General features: G+C 58.7%; 20 protein-coding genes. 5 read left to right on the top strand and 15 right to left on the bottom strand.

The window, feature by feature from the left end; translation table 11 throughout:
- Positions 1–149 precede the first annotated feature (149 nt).
- Positions 150–563, top strand: coding sequence for an Hsp20/alpha crystallin family protein (locus CVV65_RS01045; protein WP_133121179.1), 414 nt, complete (start codon positions 150–152; stop codon positions 561–563).
- Positions 564–657: 94 nt separating this feature from the next.
- On the opposite strand, the gene CVV65_RS01040 is transcribed toward CVV65_RS01045, so the two are convergent.
- Complete coding sequence (locus tag CVV65_RS01040) at positions 658–1,245, bottom strand: helix-turn-helix domain-containing protein (RefSeq protein ID WP_100666584.1); 588 nt, start codon at positions 1,243–1,245, stop codon at positions 658–660.
- A gap of 112 nt (positions 1,246–1,357) precedes the next feature.
- Between CVV65_RS01040 and CVV65_RS01035 the strand changes: the two genes are divergently transcribed.
- Together CVV65_RS01035 and CVV65_RS01030 are read left to right on the top strand one after the other, a co-directional pair.
- Positions 1,358–1,678, top strand: coding sequence for an AzlD domain-containing protein (locus CVV65_RS01035; protein WP_100666583.1), 321 nt, complete (start codon positions 1,358–1,360; stop codon positions 1,676–1,678).
- A 13-nt stretch (positions 1,679–1,691) separates the two neighbouring features.
- Positions 1,692–2,408: an AzlC family ABC transporter permease gene (locus tag CVV65_RS01030; protein WP_100666582.1), complete on the top strand. Its 717-nt coding sequence runs from the start codon at positions 1,692–1,694 to the stop codon at positions 2,406–2,408.
- Positions 2,409–2,532: 124 nt separating this feature from the next.
- Here CVV65_RS01030 and glmS read toward each other — a convergent pair whose 3' ends face one another.
- The 10 genes from glmS to CVV65_RS00975 all read right to left on the bottom strand — a co-directional run bounded on the left by glmS (position 2,533) and on the right by CVV65_RS00975 (position 14,288).
- Positions 2,533–4,359, bottom strand: coding sequence for a glutamine--fructose-6-phosphate transaminase (isomerizing) (gene glmS / locus CVV65_RS01025; protein ID WP_100666581.1), 1,827 nt, complete (start codon positions 4,357–4,359; stop codon positions 2,533–2,535).
- A 518-nt stretch (positions 4,360–4,877) separates the two neighbouring features.
- Entirely contained in the window at positions 4,878–6,263 is a 1,386-nt protein-coding gene (gene glmM, locus CVV65_RS01015; RefSeq protein ID WP_100666579.1) for a phosphoglucosamine mutase, read from the bottom strand.
- A gap of 238 nt (positions 6,264–6,501) precedes the next feature.
- Positions 6,502–7,497 carry an SLAC1 anion channel family protein gene (locus CVV65_RS01010; RefSeq protein WP_100666578.1) on the bottom strand — a complete coding sequence of 332 codons (996 nt, stop codon included), beginning with the start codon at positions 7,495–7,497 and terminating at the stop codon, positions 6,502–6,504.
- Between the two features lie 123 nt (positions 7,498–7,620).
- Positions 7,621–8,877 (bottom strand): CdaR family protein, encoded by a 1,257-nt coding sequence (locus CVV65_RS01005; protein WP_100666577.1) that lies wholly within the window; start codon positions 8,875–8,877, stop codon positions 7,621–7,623.
- Positions 8,874–9,695, bottom strand: coding sequence for a diadenylate cyclase CdaA (gene cdaA, locus CVV65_RS01000; RefSeq protein ID WP_100666576.1), 822 nt, complete (start codon positions 9,693–9,695; stop codon positions 8,874–8,876). The genes CVV65_RS01005 and cdaA overlap by 4 nt, the downstream gene beginning before the upstream one ends.
- Positions 9,696–9,849: 154 nt before the next feature.
- Entirely contained in the window at positions 9,850–11,028 is a 1,179-nt protein-coding gene (sat, locus tag CVV65_RS00995; RefSeq protein WP_100666575.1) for a sulfate adenylyltransferase, read from the bottom strand.
- A 7-nt stretch (positions 11,029–11,035) separates the two neighbouring features.
- A complete protein-coding gene (locus CVV65_RS00990; protein ID WP_100666574.1) occupies positions 11,036–11,797 on the bottom strand; it encodes a sulfite exporter TauE/SafE family protein in 762 nt (253 codons plus the stop codon).
- Between the two features lie 25 nt (positions 11,798–11,822).
- Positions 11,823–12,506 carry a phosphoadenylyl-sulfate reductase gene (locus tag CVV65_RS00985; protein ID WP_232796743.1) on the bottom strand — a complete coding sequence of 228 codons (684 nt, stop codon included), beginning with the start codon at positions 12,504–12,506 and terminating at the stop codon, positions 11,823–11,825.
- Positions 12,507–12,773: 267 nt separating this feature from the next.
- A complete protein-coding gene (rocF, locus tag CVV65_RS00980) occupies positions 12,774–13,685 on the bottom strand; it encodes an arginase (protein WP_197945522.1) in 912 nt (303 codons plus the stop codon).
- 9 nt (positions 13,686–13,694) lie between these two features.
- Entirely contained in the window at positions 13,695–14,288 is a 594-nt protein-coding gene (locus tag CVV65_RS00975) for a stage II sporulation protein M (protein ID WP_157935326.1), read from the bottom strand.
- Positions 14,289–14,473: 185 nt separating this feature from the next.
- Here CVV65_RS00975 and pdaB point away from each other — a divergent pair, with 185 nt between their 5' ends.
- Positions 14,474–15,226 (top strand): polysaccharide deacetylase family sporulation protein PdaB, encoded by a 753-nt coding sequence (gene pdaB / locus CVV65_RS00970; protein ID WP_100666571.1) that lies wholly within the window; start codon positions 14,474–14,476, stop codon positions 15,224–15,226.
- A gap of 49 nt (positions 15,227–15,275) precedes the next feature.
- On the opposite strand, the gene CVV65_RS00965 is transcribed toward pdaB, so the two are convergent.
- The gene (locus tag CVV65_RS00965; RefSeq protein ID WP_100666570.1) at positions 15,276–15,866 is read right to left on the bottom strand and encodes a KinB-signaling pathway activation protein; all 591 of its coding nucleotides are present in this window, start codon (positions 15,864–15,866) and stop codon (positions 15,276–15,278) included.
- A 92-nt stretch (positions 15,867–15,958) separates the two neighbouring features.
- On the opposite strand from CVV65_RS00965, the gene gerD reads away from it, so the two are divergent.
- Positions 15,959–16,636: a spore germination lipoprotein GerD gene (gerD, locus tag CVV65_RS00960; RefSeq protein WP_133121177.1), complete on the top strand. Its 678-nt coding sequence runs from the start codon at positions 15,959–15,961 to the stop codon at positions 16,634–16,636.
- A 106-nt stretch (positions 16,637–16,742) separates the two neighbouring features.
- Here the strand turns inward: gerD and CVV65_RS00955 are convergent, their stop codons facing one another.
- From CVV65_RS00955 to rplM, 3 genes are all read right to left on the bottom strand, one after another.
- Positions 16,743–17,837 carry an Mrp/NBP35 family ATP-binding protein gene (locus CVV65_RS00955; protein ID WP_100666568.1) on the bottom strand — a complete coding sequence of 365 codons (1,095 nt, stop codon included), beginning with the start codon at positions 17,835–17,837 and terminating at the stop codon, positions 16,743–16,745.
- 123 nt (positions 17,838–17,960) lie between these two features.
- Positions 17,961–18,353, bottom strand: coding sequence for a 30S ribosomal protein S9 (gene rpsI / locus CVV65_RS00950; RefSeq protein WP_013074257.1), 393 nt, complete (start codon positions 18,351–18,353; stop codon positions 17,961–17,963).
- 5 nt (positions 18,354–18,358) lie between these two features.
- On the bottom strand, positions 18,359–18,811 hold the full coding sequence (gene rplM / locus CVV65_RS00945; RefSeq protein ID WP_100666567.1) for a 50S ribosomal protein L13: 453 nt from the start codon (positions 18,809–18,811) through the stop codon (positions 18,359–18,361).
- Positions 18,812–18,833: the final 22 nt, after the last annotated feature.

The raw sequence follows: 18,833 nt of genomic DNA, 5'->3' as shown, positions 1-18,833 counted from the left end.
TTTTCTCAGGGAAGATTTATGAAGACGGGACTTTTGAACTAGTTCGGTCATCCCACGGATGAGTAGTTCCTTTGCGCCTGTTGGACAGGCTCAGATTGAGCCATAATAAAAAAGGAAAAACACTCCACCTGGGAAAGGGGAACCTGACCATGCGCTACTTGCCCGATTGGTTTCGCAAGGATCGCGACTTGAACAGCCTGTTTACCCTGCCCGCTTCGTTTCCGTCGTTTTTCGACCGTTCCTTTGCGGTGGATGTGAAGGATAAGGGGGACCATTTGGAGGTGGAGGCGGAACTCCCGGGATTGAAACGGGACCAGATCGAGGTGGAGGTCACGGAATCCGGGGTGGCCATCGCCGTGAAAGTCGAAGAGGAAACTGAGGAAAAGCACGAAAAGTATTACCGCCGAGAGCGCTCCTACGGGAAGACAGAGCGGTTTATCGCTTTCCCCGTCGAGGTGGACATCGACGAAGGCAAGGCCACCTATCGGGATGGCATCCTGCGCCTCACGTTCCCGAAGACGCATAAAGAAGGGGAGCGCGGGAAGAAGCTCGATATTGAATAATCATTCAAAACCCTGGACCCACTCCCGGGCGATCCGGGGGAACTTAACCGGCGCGGTATGTCCAAACCTGCACTCCTGCGGGTCTGGACATTTTTTATGGCCACGAAACACCGGGCAGACGCGGGTAGAGCAACAGGATGAGACAAAGGCAGTCCTCCGTCCCGGGGTTTTTATATCGATGATCGAGATGGGCAACGAACCGGGCCGCGTCCCCTTCATCCAAGGAGTAGACCTTCTCCCCGACTTCCAGATCCATCCGGCCCTTTTGTACCCAGATGAGTTCTGTAACTCCGGCTCCATGGGCAGAAGCCCGGTGAGTGCAGCCTGGCGCTAAGAAAACATGAAATAGCTCGGCGGGCTGGGGATCAGCGGCGGTGACGAGACTGCGGACTACGTACCCGCCGTCGTCGTCCTCCACTCCCGGCTGCCGGGACCGCGGGACGATGGCCACCCGGGGGTCGTCCGGATCCTGAAGAAAGGTCGAAAAGGGGACCCCCAGCCCGGCGGCGATCTTCCACAGGGTCACCACGGTGGGATTCGACTCTCCCCGCTCAATTTGCCCGAGCATGGGTTTACTGACTCCGGTGACCGCCGCCATCTTGTCCAGGGTCCACCCCCGGTTCCTGCGCAGGGATCGAAGGATCTGCCCGATCCGCCGGGAGAGATCATCCGGCTCCAACATCCATGCCCCCTTCTGATGCACTTCCCGGCCGATTTTGCAGGGTTCTGTATGTTATAACGCTTACCGATATGATATACTACTCAGTAGCCATTTGGAAAGGGGGCGTAAAGGATTGTCCTCTCTGGTGGTTGAAACTCTGCTCATCGGTCTGGGAACCTATCTTCTCCGGGCCCTGTCCCTGGCATTGGGCGGACGGACCCCTTGGCCCGACGGCGTCCGGCGATGGTTGTCTTTTGTCACCCCCGGAGTCCTGGGAGCGCTTCTCGGGCCCGTCCTCTTTCTTTCTGGCGATGGCAAAGTGGCGCTAGACCTGGCGAATCCAGCTTTAATCGCCGCCGTCCCCACCGCCTTGTTCGCCTGGTGGTCCCGGCGTCTGTTCCCCACGGTTGTCCTTGGCGTTCTGTGCTATACCGCAGCGATTTATTGGTTATGAGAGGAGAAGAAAGATGACCCGTTCGCCGATTCAAAGGGCTCTGTGCGACGCCATGCCCGTGGTCACGGCGTACTTTCCCATCGCCATGACTTTCGGCGTCCTCGCCGTCAACCAAGGGATACCGGGCTGGATCGCCCTACTCATCTCGGCCTGGGTATACGCCGGGGGCGCTCAGTTTATGCTGTTGAGTCTGGCACTATCGGGAAGCCCGGTCCTTGCCACGGTCCTGGCCATCCTTCTGGTGAATGCCCGACACGTTCTGTACGGGACCGCTTTGGGACCGGCCTTCCGCCACTGGTCCGCAAAGGCGAGATGGCTTTCGGCCTTCGGGCTCACCGACGAGGTCTTTGCCCTCGCCGGGTCCCGGGTGCGGGAGAGCCCTCCCGAGCCCGGCCCACACCTCGCGCTGGTGTTCACCTGCTACTTGTCCTGGGTGGCAGGGACAGCCGCCGGCGCGTTGATCGGTGGGATGATTCCGGCTCACGTCTCCGAGGCTTTGAGGTTCGCCCTGCCCGCCCTCTTTCTCGCACTGCTGTTTCTCAGCCGGCCATCCGGCGCCCACCTCGCGTCTGCTGGAATGGGGGCATTGGTCTCCACGGCAGCCAGTCTGTATCAATCGTCCACTCTGGGCATCGCCATCGGGGCAGTGATAGGCGCCACCGCGGGCGCCGGTGTGCAGGCTGCCGCAGACCGGCGTCGAGTTGTCGACGCACCGCGACCACGGCGATAAACCGGTAAAGCCAAGCATGGACCCAGGTAAAACCTCGGCCACGCTCGGCTTCTCGGACAGTGATATTGTCCCAGGACGGGATTTTAGTTTGTACAGATAAAGGGACCGATCCTTCCAGCCCTTCTTATTCCACCGTCACACTCTTGGCGAGGTTGCGGGGTTTATCGACATCATTTCCCCGCTCAACAGCCGCGTAATAAGCGAGCAACTGCAGCGGTACCGCCACCACCGCCGGAGCCAGCCACGGACTGACCCGGGGCAGGTAGAGCACCTCGTCCGCCACCGAGGCCATTTCCTCGTCCCCCGTCCAGGTCAGGGCCAGCACGTGGGCATCCCTGGCCTTGACCTCCTTGATATTGCTCACCGTTTTCTCGTACAGGTGATCCTGGGTGGCCAAGGCGATCACCGGCACCCCTTCGGCGATCAGCGCCAGGGTGCCGTGCTTCAATTCACCCGCCGCGTAGGCTTCGGCGTGAATATACGAGATCTCTTTGAGCTTGAGAGCCCCTTCCAGGGCGGCCACGTAGTCGAGACCTCGGCCGATGAAAAACGCGCTCTCCTTCCGGGCGAACTGCTGGGCGAAGGCTTTCATCGCCGGGGCCGTGTCCAGCACCTTGGACACAGCATCCGGGAGATCCCGAAGACCCGCCAACACTTCCTCGATCGTGGCAGGGTCGGCCGCGCCCCGAAGCTGGGCCAGATAACACGCAAACAGATACAGTGCCACCAACTGGGTGGTGTAAGCTTTGGTCGACGCCACGGCAATCTCTGGCCCGGCCCAGGTGATGATGACATCATCCGCTTCCCGGGCCACGGAACTCCCCACCACGTTTGTCACGGCCACCACCCGGGCACCCCGGGCCTTGGCCTCCCGCAGGGCCGCCAAAGTATCTGCCGTTTCCCCGGACTGGCTGATGACCAGCACCAAAGTGTGATCCGTATAGATGGGATCCCGGTACCGATATTCAGAAGCCACCTCGACTTCCACGGGAATGCGGGTCAAGCGCTCCAGGATCTGCCTTCCCACCATCCCCGCGTGATAGGCGGTTCCGCAGGCCACGACATGAATGCGATCTATCCCGCGTGCCATCCCCAGGGCCCAGTCGAGTTCCGGCAAAACTGCCCGGTTGTCGTCGGACAGACGCCCCGTCAGGGTGTCTGCCACCGCTTTTGGCTGCTCATAAATCTCTTTGAGCATAAAATGCTCGTATCCGCCTTTTTCTGCCGCATCGACGTCCCAGGTCACTTTCAGAACTTCTTTGCTGACCGGGGTGCCGTCCAATCGATAACAGCGCACCGCCTTTGCGGTGATGTCCGCCACTTCTCCTTCTTCGAGCACATAGACATCCCGGGTGTAATGGAGAAGGGCGGGAATATCCGATGCGACAAAATTCTCTCCATCCCCGAGGCCCACGACCAAGGGACTGTGTTTGCGGACCGCCACCAGTCGGCCCGGCTCTTCGGCGCTCATCACGACTAGGGCGTAGGCCCCCCGCAGCTTCGCGGCAGCTTTGAACACCGTCCGCAACAAATCCCCATCATACAAGGATTCAACGAGGTGCGCCACCACTTCCGTATCCGTCTCTGAGCGAAACTTGTGGCCGGCCTGTTGCAGCTCCTGCCGAAGGCGCAAGTAATTTTCAATAATCCCGTTGTGCACCACGACGAACCGGCCGGTGCAGTCGCCGTGGGGATGGGCATTGGCGTCCGATGGCCGTCCGTGGGTCGCCCACCGCGTATGACCGATGCCCAAAACACCGGGCAACCCGTGACCGTTTAACGTGTTCTCCAAATTGGCCAACCGACCCAGCTTCTTTTTCACCCGGATGGTTTGGCCGTCAAATACGGCGATGCCCGCCGAATCATAGCCTCGATATTCCAATTTTTCCAATCCGTGCAACAACACCTGCTGTGCCTGCCGTTCCCCGATATATCCAACAATCCCACACACCGGGAGCCCGTCCTCCTTTAGCCCCCGGATCTCCCTGGCGCGGGGCCGCCCCCGCCAGAGAATTCCCGGGGGCACCCGTCATTCGCGGCGCGAGGTCATACCTGACCCGCGCCCACACTTCCTGTTCGAAAGGTCTTTATTGCCTTTGTCGCCAAAGGTTTTTCCCCTTTCGTCACGGCGACAGGATACGCCGGGAGGCATCCGCCGAATGGTTCGATGAACCTCCCCCTCGTCAACTGTCCGCTTTCAACCCGTTCCCCGGACAGTCCAGGCGCTTTCACGTCAAGTCGAATCCTGTGGTTGACACTGCATCTGGCCAGAATTGATCCGGCCAGCGACTCCTCTCTCCCCATCTCCCACCCCCTTGGGCGGCCCCCCACCTGCCGTTGCAGGCGAGGCCTTTCAGGAGCCCTCGGAATCTCAATCAGCGCGCGGAAAAGCCGGGTCTCCCTCTACCACCTTATGCCCCGCGCCCGTTGGGCGTGCCACCGGGCTTATATTCAAACGAAAACCCGATATCACGGTGTGACCGGGCCGTCTCCGCTCCCCAACTCCCGCTGAATCACCTGGGCCAACCGATTCGCGGCGGCGTCCACCGCACCCGCATCCAGCCCTTCCACCATAATCCGCACCAAGGGCTCGGTTCCCGAGGGACGCACCAATACCCGCCCATCTCGGCCAAGCTGCTCTTGTACCCGGCGGATTTCCTCCCGAATGGAGACATTGCCCTCCAACTCATGCTTGTCCGCCACCCGCACATTCACCAGTTTTTGCGGGTAGGTGGTCATGACCTCTCTCAACTCGCTGAGCGGTCGGGCGGAAGCCACCATGGTGTCCACCAGTTGGAGGGCTGTGAGAATCCCGTCTCCGGTGGTGTTGTGGCGAAGAAAAATGATGTGACCCGATTGTTCACCTCCGAGGACATAGCCGCCCCGGACCATTTCCTCCATGACATAACGGTCCCCCACTGCCGTGCGTACTAAGGAAATGCCAGCCTGCTTCAGGGATTTCTCCAGGCCGACGTTACTCATCACCGTCGCCACCACGGTATCTCCGTCCAATTCCCCGTACTGTTTCAACCGCCTGGCGCAGATGGCGAGAATATGATCTCCGTCAATCCGCTCCCCTTTTTCATCCACGGCGATCAACCGGTCCGCATCGCCGTCAAAAGAAAGACCGACCTCCCCACCGTGGCGGAGAACCGCCTCCTGAATCACTTCTGGATGGGTGGAACCGCAGCCCACGTTGATGTTGTCGCCGGTGGGGCGATCATTGATAACCACCACCTCGGCGCCCAGCCGCCGAAACACTTCGGGGGCAATCCGGTAGGCAGCCCCGTAAGCACAATCCATGACCACTTTCAGCCCATCGAAACGAGACCGGACCGTCTCGGTGAGGAATTCGACGTACTTGGCTACCTGATCTCGGCCGTCTACAATCCTTCCCACTCCGGTCCCAGCCGGGCGAGGAATCCGGCCCCAACCGTCACCTTCCATCGCTGCCTCAATCGCATCTTCGACTCCATCCTGAAGTTTAAAGCCGTCTGAACCAAAAAACTTGATGCCATTATCCTCCACCGGATTGTGGGAGGCCGAAATCATCGCCCCCGCCGAACAGGACAAGGTACGGGTCAGGCGTGCCACGCCAGGGGTTGGCACGACGCCTAGGCGCAGGACCGAAACCCCCGCTGAGAGGATACCCGCAATAAGAGCCGATTCCAGAAGATCACCGGACGCCCGGGTATCCCTGCCCACGGCGATACGCTTGTCCTCATCGGCACCGTCGTCCTCCGACCCGAGAGCCAGCACGTAGGCCGCCGCACGGCCGAGGCGAAAAGCCAATTCCGGGGTCAGATCGGCATTGGCCACCCCTCGCACTCCGTCCGTCCCAAACAAACGTGCCAAAGTCCACTCCCCATTTCAGCCCTTTTTCCTCACAGGAACAGGTTCGACGAATGTTCAGCCCGGTCACAGTGGACCTTCGTGGGCTGAGGGTGCCTGGAATTCCAGCACCTCTTGCCTGAGTCTATCACAAGAACTACCGACGGCCAAGACCCGCTCCGAGCACGTGGGTACAAGGGTACACCCGGCGACCCGATATGGAACCGGGAGGCCGCCCCGGATTCGGGCGGCCTCCCGATTGTCAATCTTCTTTCACACACAGTTCTCTCCGGAGAACTGTCCTAAGAGTCCGAAGGGTGAAATCAACCAAAAGAACCAACAGTACGGCCATTTGGGAGTAAGCCAAGTATTGGTACACCGCCCATCCCGTACCGTGATACATGGCCACGGTGGCGATGGTGATGGCGGCAGACGGGAAAAGATACGCCCACCAAGAGAGGAAAAAAGGTAAGCGATAGAACAGGGGCAGCAGCACAATGAGTGTGAGACCGATGAAAAATGCGAAACCGTACAGCGTGCGGCCAAAAGGGTCAAGTTGACCAGTCAATTTGAAGTAACTGACAAACCCCACGGCCGGGGGCGCCATGAGGATGAAAAATGTCGGCAAAAGCTTCACAGGTAAGGGACGGTGGAAAAATATTCGGTAGAAAAAGATCGTGGTGTAGACGACGCTCATCACCATCCCCGTGCCAAAATAAAACCAGTTGACCTCGATAGGGGCACAGTTAACGCCGGCGATTGGAGCAACGAGATTCCCGACGACGGGAATAAACCAAGCCGGATTATAATGATTGATCTCGAAGTGAGTCTGGACAATCACTTTTCTGATCACTGCCAAGGTGATCAGCATGTGCAAGGGGGCCCCGATCCACCATAAAATCTCTGCCACTTGAGGCCACGGGCCCCCGTATGCGACTGCCAACAACATGAAGCTGATGGAAACCGCCCCAAAAAAATTCATGCGAACCGGATGATCGAAATCTCGGCGTACTTCGTCCGGATAGACCCCTAAACGGTACAATAACAGAAAAACCTGACCGACAAGAAAAATAGTGGTCAACGCCAACAGAGTCCTAGACAGGTACGGTGGGAACGACAGCAGGGGCTCAATCTGCATGGCGGCAATCGTAGTCCCCGAAAAACCCATGATGCTGGCAAATAGCGAAACAGGAAAATACCGTATACCCCGAGGACGGCCGGTCACCTTCGATAATGCTGCCGTTTCAGTCGCGGACATGGATCCATCCCTTCCTTAAACTGTCTTGTGATTTTGCTTTGTGCATATGCACAGTATAAGAGCAGCAAAAAAAAGGGGGCAAGCCCCTTTTTGCATCATGAAAGTACAGATTGATGACACCCCTCAACCACTTCCGCCCCCCGCGGATTGTGCGGGTGAGGGAGCGGTGATCGTCACTTGAACGGACGGAACGTCAGCCAAAGTCGCCCAGGGGGGCGCCTTCACCGCCACCGGGAGTCTATAAGTTCCCGGCCCCTGTCCCGTCACATCCACTGTCGCGGTTAAATCAGAAGCATGCATGGCCGCGATGTGGGAGGTGGAGCCGCTGATCGTCACACTCACCTCCGGGGGATTCACCGTCGCCTGGGCGCCGGCTTCAAGCCCCACCACTCGAACAGGAACCCGGGCCGCCTTCGTGGTCTTCCCCGGTACCACATGTACAGCCACTTGAATCGTCTCGGGTTGGATCGCCCGAACTCCGTCCGGAACGCGTAAATGAACGGTAAAGGTGCGGTCTCCGGTCGTGCCCGACACGTCGACCATGCCCGTCACCTGGTCGATCCTCGACAAAACATCGGGGGGACCCGTTACTGTCACCTTACTCGGCTGCACTGACCACGACTCTACGGCCAAGTCTCCGGCGGGGGCATTACGTAATTCCACGGTTACGGGCACGACCTTACTTTGGGCGTCCACCGCCACCGCCAGATCCACACTATCGGGTTCAATCCGTAAACCTGTGATCGAATGCCCCTGCGAATCTACCGCCGCCACCGGGACGCGGCCCTTAACGGGTTGAACTGCACCGTCTACCGACACTTGCGCCACCACCGCAGCCACCCGGTTGACTTCCTCCGCCGGACCGGAAACGGTGACCTGGGCGGGGGACGATGACATTGTTCCCACCGCGAAGCCGGATTTTGGCGTTCCGGTGGTACGCACGGTGACCTGAATCTGCCGGGAAGCCGCCCGCTCCAGGCGAACGGTGGCATATACCGGGTCATAGATAATCCCCGAAGGGACATTTTCCAACTGGACCGGCAGTTCGTACACCCCTGCCCCCAAACCCCGGGCATCGACAAAAGCCCGAATCCCGCCGAGCAGGGGGGACATCAGGTCCAAGCGGGTTCCCCGGAGGGTCAGGTCCACCTGGGGCTGCCCCCCCACGGCCACCACGACACCCTCATCGTACAGCACCTGCACCGCGACCCCGTGAATCACCTTCGCCGAGGGGGCGAGAACAGAGCTGGGAGTGTCGGTGGTGCCGGCCCCCGCCACAAACCACAGCAACACGGCGAGCACAAAGGCGATCAATTTTGGAACCGCATTTTCCCGGTTCCACATTCGGGCCAGTCTTCCCATCGGCCCGCCCTTTCTCATGCCGATGACCTCCTATGAAAAAACGAAAAACTCCCCCGTTGGGGCGCCAGCATCGTGCCAAGCATCTCCCGAAGCGCTTGCTCATCTAAATCGCGGTTCAATTGACCTTCGGCAGCCAGGGAGATCTGGCCCGTCTCTTCAGATACCACCACCGCCACCGCATCCGAATGCTCGGACAAGCCCACGGCTGCGCGGTGGCGGGTTCCGAGTTGTTTATCGATGGTCCGACTGTCCGAAAGGGGCAGGACACACCCCGCGGCCGCGATCCGACCTTGGCGGACCACCACGGCCCCGTCGTGAAGGGGGGTGTTTGGGATAAAAATGTTCACCAGAAGTTCCGCGCTGACTTCCGCATCGATCGCGATCCCCGTTTCCACGTAGTCGCTCAGACCCGTCTCCCGTTCCAGGGCAATGAGCGCCCCTATGCGGTTCTTCGCCAGCACCTGCGCCGCCCGGGTCAATTCGGTCACAATCTTGTCCACGTCCCGATCGCTGCTTGCCATCTGCAGTGACCAGGAGAACAAACGGCCGCGTCCCAACTGTTCCAGTGCCCGGCGCAATTCCGGTTGAAACACAACGGGAATTGCGAACAGCCCGATCGTCAAGGCCTTGTCCAACAGCCAGCTCATAGCCCGCAGGTGGAGATAGTTGCTCAGCCCCGTGGCGATGAGAATGACCACAATGCCCTTGAGCAGCTGCACGGCCCGGGTTCCCCGGATGAGGAGAATCATCCGATACAGGACATAGGTGACCAGCAGGATGTCCAATAAATCCGTCAGGATATTAAAATGGCTCAGTAGGTTCCATAACCGGTCCATGCAGCACACCCATCGTCAATTCGTCCATATTTCTAGTATTCGCTTTTCCAGGTCCGTTTCCTCTCCCCAGCCAACAAAAATACAGGCCGTCCTTCTTCTGCCAAGGAAGGCGGCCTCATGGAGTGATTTTAAAGAAGACATCGGCCGAAGTCGTTTACCGGTCGGTCGACCCGACTTTTTCCCGCAAACCTTCCTGCAGGATTCGGGCCACCTCGGGCCGGGTGAACTCGGGGGGCGGCAAGAGGCCTTCCCGCAGTAGCTCCCGGACCCGGGTGCCAGATAAGACGACGCGGTCTTCCGGGGCATGGGGGCAGGTCTTGGTTGAGGCCATCCCTTCACACCGGCGGCAAAAGAATGCGTGCTCGAAAAACAGCGGGATGATTCCCAGTTCTTCGGGTTTAAACTGTGTAAAAATCCGTTGAGCGTCATAGGGCCCGTAGTAGTTCCCGACGCCGGCGTGGTCCCGCCCGACGATAAAATGCGAGCAGCCGAAATTCTTTCTGACCAAGGCGTGAAAAATCGCCTCCCGGGGCCCAGCGTAGCGCATGGCGGCCGGAAAAACGCCGAGTATCACCCGCCCGGCCGGGTAATAGCGGTCCAGCAGTACTTCATAGCTCCGAAGCCGTACCTCTGCAGGCACGTCGTCCGCTTTGGTCTCCCCGACAAGGGGATGAAGAAACAGCCCATCCACCATTTCAAGAGCGCATTTTTGAATGTATTCGTGGGCTCGATGTATCGGATTTCGGGTTTGAAAACCCACCACCGTCCTCCAACCGCGACGGCGAAAGGTTTCCCGGGACTCCTGCGGCCGGAGCCAGTAACGGGAAAACACGGCCCGATCCCGCTGTCGGCACATCCAAACCGGCCCTCCGATCCGCCATCCGGGCCGCTGATACAACCTGGCCACCCCTGGGTGAGCGGCCTCGGACGTGCCATAGACGTGTTCCGCCTCCACCCGGGAATCCACGGGATACAGGTCCTGGACCACCATCCACCCGTACAGAAGACCATCTCGACCTGTTAAAGCCACGCGTTCCCCCGCGTGAATCCGCCTGGCGAAATCTTCGTCGACCGCCAGAGTCACGGGCAAACTCCAGACCGTGCCGTCCTGCAGGCGCATCTCGGCCACCACCCGCTCATAATCCGCTCGAACCATAAAACCGGTCAAAGGAGAATAGGCACCCACCGCGATCAATTCCAGGTCGGCCAGAGATTCCTCAGGAAGAGTCACAGTTTTGCCCGACAGCAGCTCTCGCTCCCACTCTGGTGAAGAATCCACTGTTCGATCGACCAGTTGCCCACCGTGAGGCGCCACCAATGTCGTCACGGTCATCGCTCCTTTACAACAATTTCAACCCCGAGACCGCCAGCATGACGGTCAGCCCGAGGCGCACGATCCGGTCGGGAACTCGCTTGGACAATCGACTGCCGAGTACGATGCCCGGTAAAGAGCCGAGGAGCAACCAACCCACCAAGGGCAGATCCACCGTCCCGGCGGCAAAATGCACCAAACCCGCCACTGCACTCACAAGAAATGCGTGGGCGATATCGGTGCCGACCAGCCTGGATGCGGATACCGGATAAAGGAAGGTCAAAAGCGCAATAAACAATGACCCGCTCCCCACCGAAGTCAGGCCGACAATCCCCCCGCCCACCACACCGAGCGTGACCAGCTTCCAGGCCGCCGGTCGGGACATCTCTCCACTGCCCCCACCAGGACCCGGGATGGCTGCCCGAAGAAGGAGCACGGCACTCACAACCAAAAACGCAACCCCGAGAACCCGACTCATTATTCCCTCAAAACCGGGGCCAAACCATCCGTGAAAGATTTGGACACCCACTGCCCCGGCCACTGCCCCCGGCACGCTCCCCGCCGCCAAAACCTTAACCACCCGAAGATCCACTGTGCCCTGGCGCCAATGTTGCCACGCCCCCACAAATTTGGTGATCGATGCATAGACGAGGTCTGTCCCCACCGCCACCGAAGGGTGAACACCGAAAAGGAGGATCAACATCGGGGTCATGAGGAACCCTCCCCCCATGCCCGTAAAGCCGATGAGTAAACCCACCGCAAGCCCGCCGAGGGAAATCTCCAGACCCACTGCCAGCCCTCCCTTCCGATTCGAGCTATCCGTGAAGTCCACATTCTGTCTTGTCGAAGCCGGCCCATCGACCGGCCCGGGGATCTTCCCCCGGCCGCACCGGACGTGTGCACGGGGCGCAGCCAATGCTCGGATATCCGCGATCGTGCAAAGAATTGTACGGGACCTCGTGTGTATGCACGTAATTCCACACCTGCCGGCTGTCCCATCCGGCCAGGGGATTCACTTTGATCAGCCCGAACTTACGGTCCACTTCGACGACTTTGGCTCCGGCCCGGGTCGGGGATTGTTCCCGACGAATCCCCGTCACCCAGGCATCCTGTTCCGCCAAGACGTCGCGGAGGGGCTCAACTTTGCGCAGTCGGCAGCACGTATTGGGGTCCCGGGTCCAAAGCGCCTCGCCGTATTCGGCCGCTTGTTGGCGCAGATCAAGTTGAGGAGTTACCCGCCGGAGGTTCGGTCGGTACCGGTCCACGACGCGATCTCGGACCTCGTAAGTTTCCGGGAACAACAGCCCCGTATCCAAGTAAAAAATTTGGACATGGGGGAGAATTCTTGTCGCCATATCCACCAGTACCACGTCTTCGACTCCAAAGCTGCAAGCCAACGCAATCCGGGGAGAGAACCGCTCCAGGGCCCACTCCAGAATCTCTTCGGGCGGGCAGCCCTCCAGACCTTCCGCCCAAGCCCCCACTTCCTCCGGGCTCATAACGGGAACACGGGTCACATGCTCCACGATCGCACCTCCATTTCGAATGATCTGCGATTCTGACCGGCTTTACCACGATACGGGCACGGGCCCAGGATTGTGCCTGCCCTTTGCTCAATTCCATTATCCAAATAACAAATATGTTTAATTGGAATATGGGGATATAATAACCCTACTATTTAAATCAAGTCAATAGGATTTCCGCTGGCAAAAGCAAAAAAAAAATACACCGGCAGTCTCACCGGTGACCTCTCTCTCCCTTTTCGCTTAAGAATCCGGCAGGATCTTCTTCCCCAGAGCCGAGCACAACAGGTCCACCGCCATCTCGGCCGTCCGGTTGGCGACATCCAAGATCGGGTTGACCTCCACCACGTCGACGGAACACAAGACTCCCGCTTCGGCGAGAAGTTCCATGGCCAGGTGTCCTTCTCGGTAGGTGATCCCTCCCCGCACGGGCGTGCCCACCCCCGGGGCGGTCATGGGATCCAGGGCATCCAAATCCAAACTCAGATGAACCCCGTCCACGCCCTGGGACGCGATCCGGATCGCCTCTTCCATCACCGCTCCAATGCCCTGCCGATCGATCTCATGCATGGTGAACACGCGCAGCCCCGACTCCCGAATCAAACGCGCCTCACCTTCATCGATAGACCGGGCGCCAACAAGAACCACATTTTCCGGTCGAACCTTCGGGGCAAACCCCGCCACCCGGGTCAATCCGGGGTGCCCGATCCCCAGAGACGCCGCCAGGGGCATTCCGTGGATATTGCCGGAGGGAGTGGTTTCCTGGGTATTCATATCCCCATGGGCGTCGAACCAGATCACCCCGACCCGCGCCTTGGCCAATGCCACGCCGGCCAGAGAACCGATGGCCAAGCTGTGATCTCCGCCGAGGATCACGGGCATCGACCCGCGTTTTAGGACTTCCGAAACCCTGGCTGCAATCTCCTCGCTGACACGTTCAATTTCCGGAAGATATTTCAACTTCGGATCTTGGATTTCCTTGGCCTCGGGTTCCGGCACCGGCACGTTGCCGAGATCCTGTACCTCAAACCCGAGGGCCCTCACCCGATCCTGAAGACCCGCATACCGAATGGCACTGGGCCCCATGTCCACCCCTCGGCGTCCCTGCCCTAGATCTAACGGAACGCCGAGGACCTCGATTCTGGCCACCGTCATCCCCCCGCTCTAGCCCTGCAACACGTAGCGGCTCAACAGATACGGCGTCACGGTGCCTTCCACCACGGCGGCGACTGCCAACATCGCCACCGCCACCCCAGCGGCCCGAAACGCATCTCTCCATCCCTGAAAAAACGCCTCTCTTCGAGTGTACCCATTAGTCGGGCGCCACCATCCCCAGCCCAATTTTAATCCGAAGGCCGCAGCGATCAAAAACGCAGGGATCTCAAAAATCCCGTGGGGCAGGATCCCGTACAGCAAGACGGACCCGACAGGCACCCCCTGATGATGGAGCATCGCCAAGACGAACCCGATCAAAGCCCCATTGCCAAAAACGCCAACGATGGCAGGGATTCCGGCGACAATCCCCGTCAGCAGAAAAAATATGGCCACCTTGGCGTTATTGAGAAAAATCACCATGACCGTGTAGGCCGGGTTGTTGACCGCCCGCACCTGCACTGCCAGGTCCCGGATCTGGGTCAGTTGCGACATGAGAACTTGTCGCAAGGAATCAGATGCCAGGTATCCCGTCGCCATCCCGACTGCAAAAATCACCGCCGCCGTCCACAGATATCTTCGATTGATCCAAATCCACCGCCCCATGGGTTCACCCCCGTTGCAATCTCCCGTCCCGTGCTGCGTCCTTTCGAGGTCAGGCGGCCGCTGCCCTGCCGGAATCCCCAATGAGGTCCGGCGCATGAGGGCTTAATCTCTTATCCATGCTATACCTTGTGCACAAAGCATACCCATATGTACAAACTGTAGACGGTGCAAAGGAGGGACAAGCGATGTTCATCATCTGGCGCGCGCGGACGTTGACACAGATCATCATCGCCGCCGCCACGATCGTACTCTTCATGGCCATATTTTACTGGCAGAACGGAGCCATCGCGACATTGGTTGGCCAACAGCCACCGTCCGCCATCTACAAAGTGGATACCAACCGAAGAATCGTAGCCCTGACCTTCGACATCAGTTGGGGAGATCAAATGGCTCCCAAAGTATTACATGTGTTGAAAAACAAAGGTGTGACAAAAGCAACATTTTTCCTCTCCGGGCCTTGGACCCTACAAAAATCAGAGATCGCCAAGCAGATTCGGGACATGGGTTATGAAATCGGCAGCCATGGCTACAAACATGACAATTTTACCGAACACAGCAATGACTGGATCCGCAGTCAAGTCACTAAGGCGGAGCAAGCAATCTATGACGTTACAGGGGTCAAAACTCGCTTGATCCGCACCCCGAACGGTGATTTTGATAAACGGGTTTTGCGCACCCTTCACGACATGGGTTATACGGTGATCCAATGGCACACCGACTCGTTGGACTGGAAAAACCCAGGAGTCGGCGCGATCACCCAACGGGTCTTAACACGGGCGGTACCCGGCGACATCATCTTGTTGCACGCCAGCGACACCTGCAAACAGACCGACCAGGCACTTCCGGCCATCATCGACGGCCTACGACAAAAAGGATTCGAGTTTGTCACCGTTTCGGAGCTGCTTCAGGAGGCTTCTCCCAAAAGCAAACTTGAGTAAGCCCCAAGCCAGGAACAAACCGGGCCGCAGGGGCCCGGCGTCCGAAACATTACCGAGGATCCGGCTGGATATCCCGTCGCGCGTTCTTGGAAGGGGCGGCGGGATGTGCAGTGAGGCGGCGCAGGACGAATAGCAAGTACGTATTGCACACCAGAAGAATGATGCCGATCTGGAGAGTCGGCATTCCCGTCCCCGCTTTCAACGCCGGAAACCACTCCACAACGGTAAATACGAACAGATAAAAGAAGCCGGGGATAAAAGCCCGGATTCCCGATATAAAGGCCCGAACTCCGGCCGCCACCAAGGCCCAAATCAAGGGAAAAAGGGCGTAAGTGACATAAGGTGTCCACCCTCCCGCTCCCCCGGCTGCCAGGTAGCGGGCATAGACCAGATCCACCGCGACAACCACCACAAGGAAGAGCTGGACGGCATTCCAAAAAGCCCGGGGAAGAAAGCCTTGAATCAGGTAATTCAACGTTAAATAAGCCCACAGCCCCATGAGGCTGGTCGCGCTGATAAACCCCCCGACAATCGCCCCATGCAGCGGGTCGATGTTGGTTACAAGAGCAGCAATTGCCCCCGCGAACACGCCCAGAATCACTGTGGTGCCGATGAGAAAAAACAATCTCTGAAGATTCACAGCCGCATCCTCTTTCTTCCCAGCAAAGTCTCGAATAACGACCGTTTGCCCGCCCATATTACAACTGATGACCGGAGGGAGGTGAACGGTCGATGAGACGCAGGTGGCGATGGATGTTCCTTCTGGGCCTGTGTGCCGCAACCCTGGCCGGAGGATGTGCACGATCGTCCGGTCCTCAGCCCCAGCAGGGACAGCCCCCTTATCAAGAAACCAAGAGTATGGTGCTGGATATTCTCCACTCTAAGGAAGGAATGGATACCCTGCGCCAAACGGTTCAGAGCCAAGAATTCAAACGCTCTCTGATCCTGTCCGATTCCGATATGCAAAAAGCCCTCACCACCGCCCTTACCCAGGGCGAGAACAAAAACTTGCTGCAACAACAACTTCAGCAACCCCAGTTCGCAAAAGCTTTGGCTGACGCCTTGAAGGAGCAACATCGCCAGTTGTTGAAAGATCTCATGAAAGACCCCGAATACCAGCAGATGATGCTCGATTTGATGAAAAGCCCGGACTTTCAAAAGCAAATCCTGAGCCTCATGTCTTCCCCGCCCTACCGCCAGCAAACCATGAAGGTAATGCAGGAGGCCCTTCAGAATCCGAGTTTTCGACTGCTTTTTACGGATAGCCTGAAACAGGCCGTACGGGAAGTAGGTCCTCAGGCCGGGCAAGGCAAACAAGGGGGACAGGGCGGCCAGCAACAAGGAGGCGGACAATCCTCCGGGGGCGGCGGGGATCAGGATCAACAAAGTCAAGATATGGGCGGAGGGTAAACCGGGCGGCCCCAGGAAGCAGGCACGGCCCAGCCCCCCGCGTGTCGGCCCTTCCTGTCTGCCTGATGGGATGCCCCCCTCCGCGCCTTGTCCAAGACGGCTCGCTTCAACCGGCTAACCCGGCGGACACCAGCCCCCCCACAATCTTCGCCAAATCGTCGAAAGCCTGACCCGCGGGGGTATCGGGCTCGTAAAGGCCGGTCCCCCCAAGGGTTTCTGGCTGTAGCGGAATCTGGGCCAGCACTTTGACCTTAAGCTCGTCCGCTACCCGCTGGCCTCCGCCCCGGCCAAAGAGTTCATCCCGGCCACCGCAATGGGGGCACACCCGATAGGCCATGTTCTCCACAACGCCCAGAATTTCGTGGCCGGTCTTTTTCGCCATCATGCCGGCCCGCACGGCCACGTCTGCGGCGTTGCGTTGCGGAGTGGTCACGATCAACTCCCCGGCTTTGGGCAACAATTGATGGACATCCAAGGCGACATCGCCAGTGCCGGGAGGAAGATCAAGCAGCATAACGTCCAGGTCCCCCCAGTGGACTTCGGCAAAGAAATTTCGCAGCATCTTGCCCAGCATCGGTCCGCGCCAGATCACGGGGGTATTCTCTGGGACAAAAAAGTTCATCGACATAATCTTGACACCCTCGGCCTGGACCGGCATGATCAACTCATCGATCACGGTCGGTTTTCGATCTGCCGCTCCAAACAGGCCCGGAATGCTGAACCCGTAGATATCTGCGTCGATTACGCCCACCCGGTAACCGTCCCGGGCCAAGGCGAGGGCGAGGTTCGCCGTCACCGTGGATTTTCCAACTCCACCTTTGCCACTGGTAACCGCCACAAAACGGGTCTGTACATTGGGCCGCAATAAGGGCGGTACACCTTCAACCCCCTGGGACCGTTCAGCCCCGGTGCCCCCTTGGAGCACATCCCGGAACCGGGCCCGCTCCTCGCCGGTCATCGTCGCCAGAATCACTCGACAATCGGTCACCCCCGGCAGGTTGCGAACCGCCTTTTCCACTTCATCTTGAATCACCGTATGCAAAGGACACCCTTTAATCGTTAACGCCACTTCAACAGTGACGAATCCGCCGTCAATCTCCACTTTTCGAACCATCCCGAGGTCGACAATGCTGCGATGCGCTTCCGGATCTTGGATGGGCCGCAGCGCATCAAACACCGTCTTCTCTGTCAGTGCAGCCATGGCTCTCGCCCTCCTTTAGGGCATTGTACCCTACTGCTTCAGGAAAAGACAACGACAACAAGAATGCTCTGCCTTTCGCCGCAAAAAAGAGCCCGTGACGCTTCGGCGCCGACGGGCTTGTGGTTAACGTTTGGAGAACTGGGGAGCGCGGCGGGCTTTTTTCAACCCGTACTTCTTGCGCTCCTTCATGCGGGGATCCCGGGTCAACAATCCCGCCCTTTTCAGCGGCGTGCGAAGGTCGGGATCGACTTTCAGAAGGGCTCGGGCAATGCCGTGACGGATGGCCCCGGCCTGACCGGAGATCCCGCCGCCTTTTACATTCACGTGAACGTCGTAGCGGTTCAGGCTGTCCGTGAGAATTAGCGGTTGTTTTACCATTAATTTCAACGTCTCAAGGCCAAAATACTCTTCCAATGGCCGGCGGTTGATCAGAATCTGCCCATCCCCAGGGTAAAGCCGCACCCGGGCGACAGACTCCTTCCGTCTCCCGGTTCCCCAATATTGCACCTGTGCCATAGGCGTCACTTCCCTCCTCTCACCGTTCCGGGCTGCCACGGAACGGGCTGCTGGGCTTCGTGAGGATGCTCCGGACCGGCGTACACTTTCAATTTCTTCAACTGACTTCGGCCCAACGGATTGTGTGGCAACATGCCTTTTACGGCGTAATACAGAATGCGTTCGGGATATCGGGCAAGGACGTCCTTGGCCCGCATCTCTTTCAACCCGCCGGGATAGCCGGAATGCCGCCGATACAGTTTATCCGTCCACTTTTTACCCGTAAACACGACTTTATCCGCGTTGATGACAACAACGTGATCTCCCGTGTCCACGTGAGGCGTATACTCGGGCTTGTGCTTTCCGCGCAGAATGACGGCAATCTCCGAGGCCAAACGGCCTACCGTCTGCCCGGTCGCGTCAATCACGTACCACCGGCGTTTCACGTCCTCCTTTTTCTGCATGAATGTCGTTTGCATGAACTGTTTCCCTCCGCCCTAT

The sequence above is a fragment of the Kyrpidia spormannii genome (assembly GCF_002804065.1).
GTDB classification, from domain to species: domain Bacteria; phylum Bacillota; class Bacilli; order Kyrpidiales; family Kyrpidiaceae; genus Kyrpidia; species Kyrpidia spormannii.
The sequence above is the reverse complement of the archived record's forward strand: the minus strand, read 5'-3'. Positions and strand labels throughout refer to the sequence as shown.

Bases quoted from the DNA above. Each gene is read 5' to 3' on its own strand.
- CVV65_RS01045 (WP_133121179.1), top strand. From the start codon at position 150: ATGCGCTACTTGCCCGATTGGTTTCGCAAGGATCGCGACTTGAACAGC.
- CVV65_RS01040 (WP_100666584.1), bottom strand. From the start codon at position 1,245: ATGTTGGAGCCGGATGATCTCTCCCGGCGGATCGGGCAGATCCTTCGA.
- CVV65_RS01030 (WP_100666582.1), top strand. From the start codon at position 1,692: ATGACCCGTTCGCCGATTCAAAGGGCTCTGTGCGACGCCATGCCCGTG.
- CVV65_RS01010 (WP_100666578.1), bottom strand. From the start codon at position 7,497: ATGTCCGCGACTGAAACGGCAGCATTATCGAAGGTGACCGGCCGTCCT.
- CVV65_RS01005 (WP_100666577.1), bottom strand. From the start codon at position 8,877: ATGAGAAAGGGCGGGCCGATGGGAAGACTGGCCCGAATGTGGAACCGG.
- cdaA (WP_100666576.1), bottom strand. From the start codon at position 9,695: ATGGACCGGTTATGGAACCTACTGAGCCATTTTAATATCCTGACGGAT.
- sat (WP_100666575.1), bottom strand. From the start codon at position 11,028: ATGACCGTGACGACATTGGTGGCGCCTCACGGTGGGCAACTGGTCGAT.
- CVV65_RS00985 (WP_232796743.1), bottom strand. From the start codon at position 12,506: ATGAGCCCGGAGGAAGTGGGGGCTTGGGCGGAAGGTCTGGAGGGCTGC.
- rocF (WP_197945522.1), bottom strand. From the start codon at position 13,685: ATGACGGTGGCCAGAATCGAGGTCCTCGGCGTTCCGTTAGATCTAGGG.
- CVV65_RS00975 (WP_157935326.1), bottom strand. From the start codon at position 14,288: ATGGGGCGGTGGATTTGGATCAATCGAAGATATCTGTGGACGGCGGCG.
- pdaB (WP_100666571.1), top strand. From the start codon at position 14,474: ATGTTCATCATCTGGCGCGCGCGGACGTTGACACAGATCATCATCGCC.
- gerD (WP_133121177.1), top strand. From the start codon at position 15,959: ATGAGACGCAGGTGGCGATGGATGTTCCTTCTGGGCCTGTGTGCCGCA.
- CVV65_RS00955 (WP_100666568.1), bottom strand. From the start codon at position 17,837: ATGGCTGCACTGACAGAGAAGACGGTGTTTGATGCGCTGCGGCCCATC.
- rpsI (WP_013074257.1), bottom strand. From the start codon at position 18,353: ATGGCACAGGTGCAATATTGGGGAACCGGGAGACGGAAGGAGTCTGTC.
- rplM (WP_100666567.1), bottom strand. From the start codon at position 18,811: ATGCAAACGACATTCATGCAGAAAAAGGAGGACGTGAAACGCCGGTGG.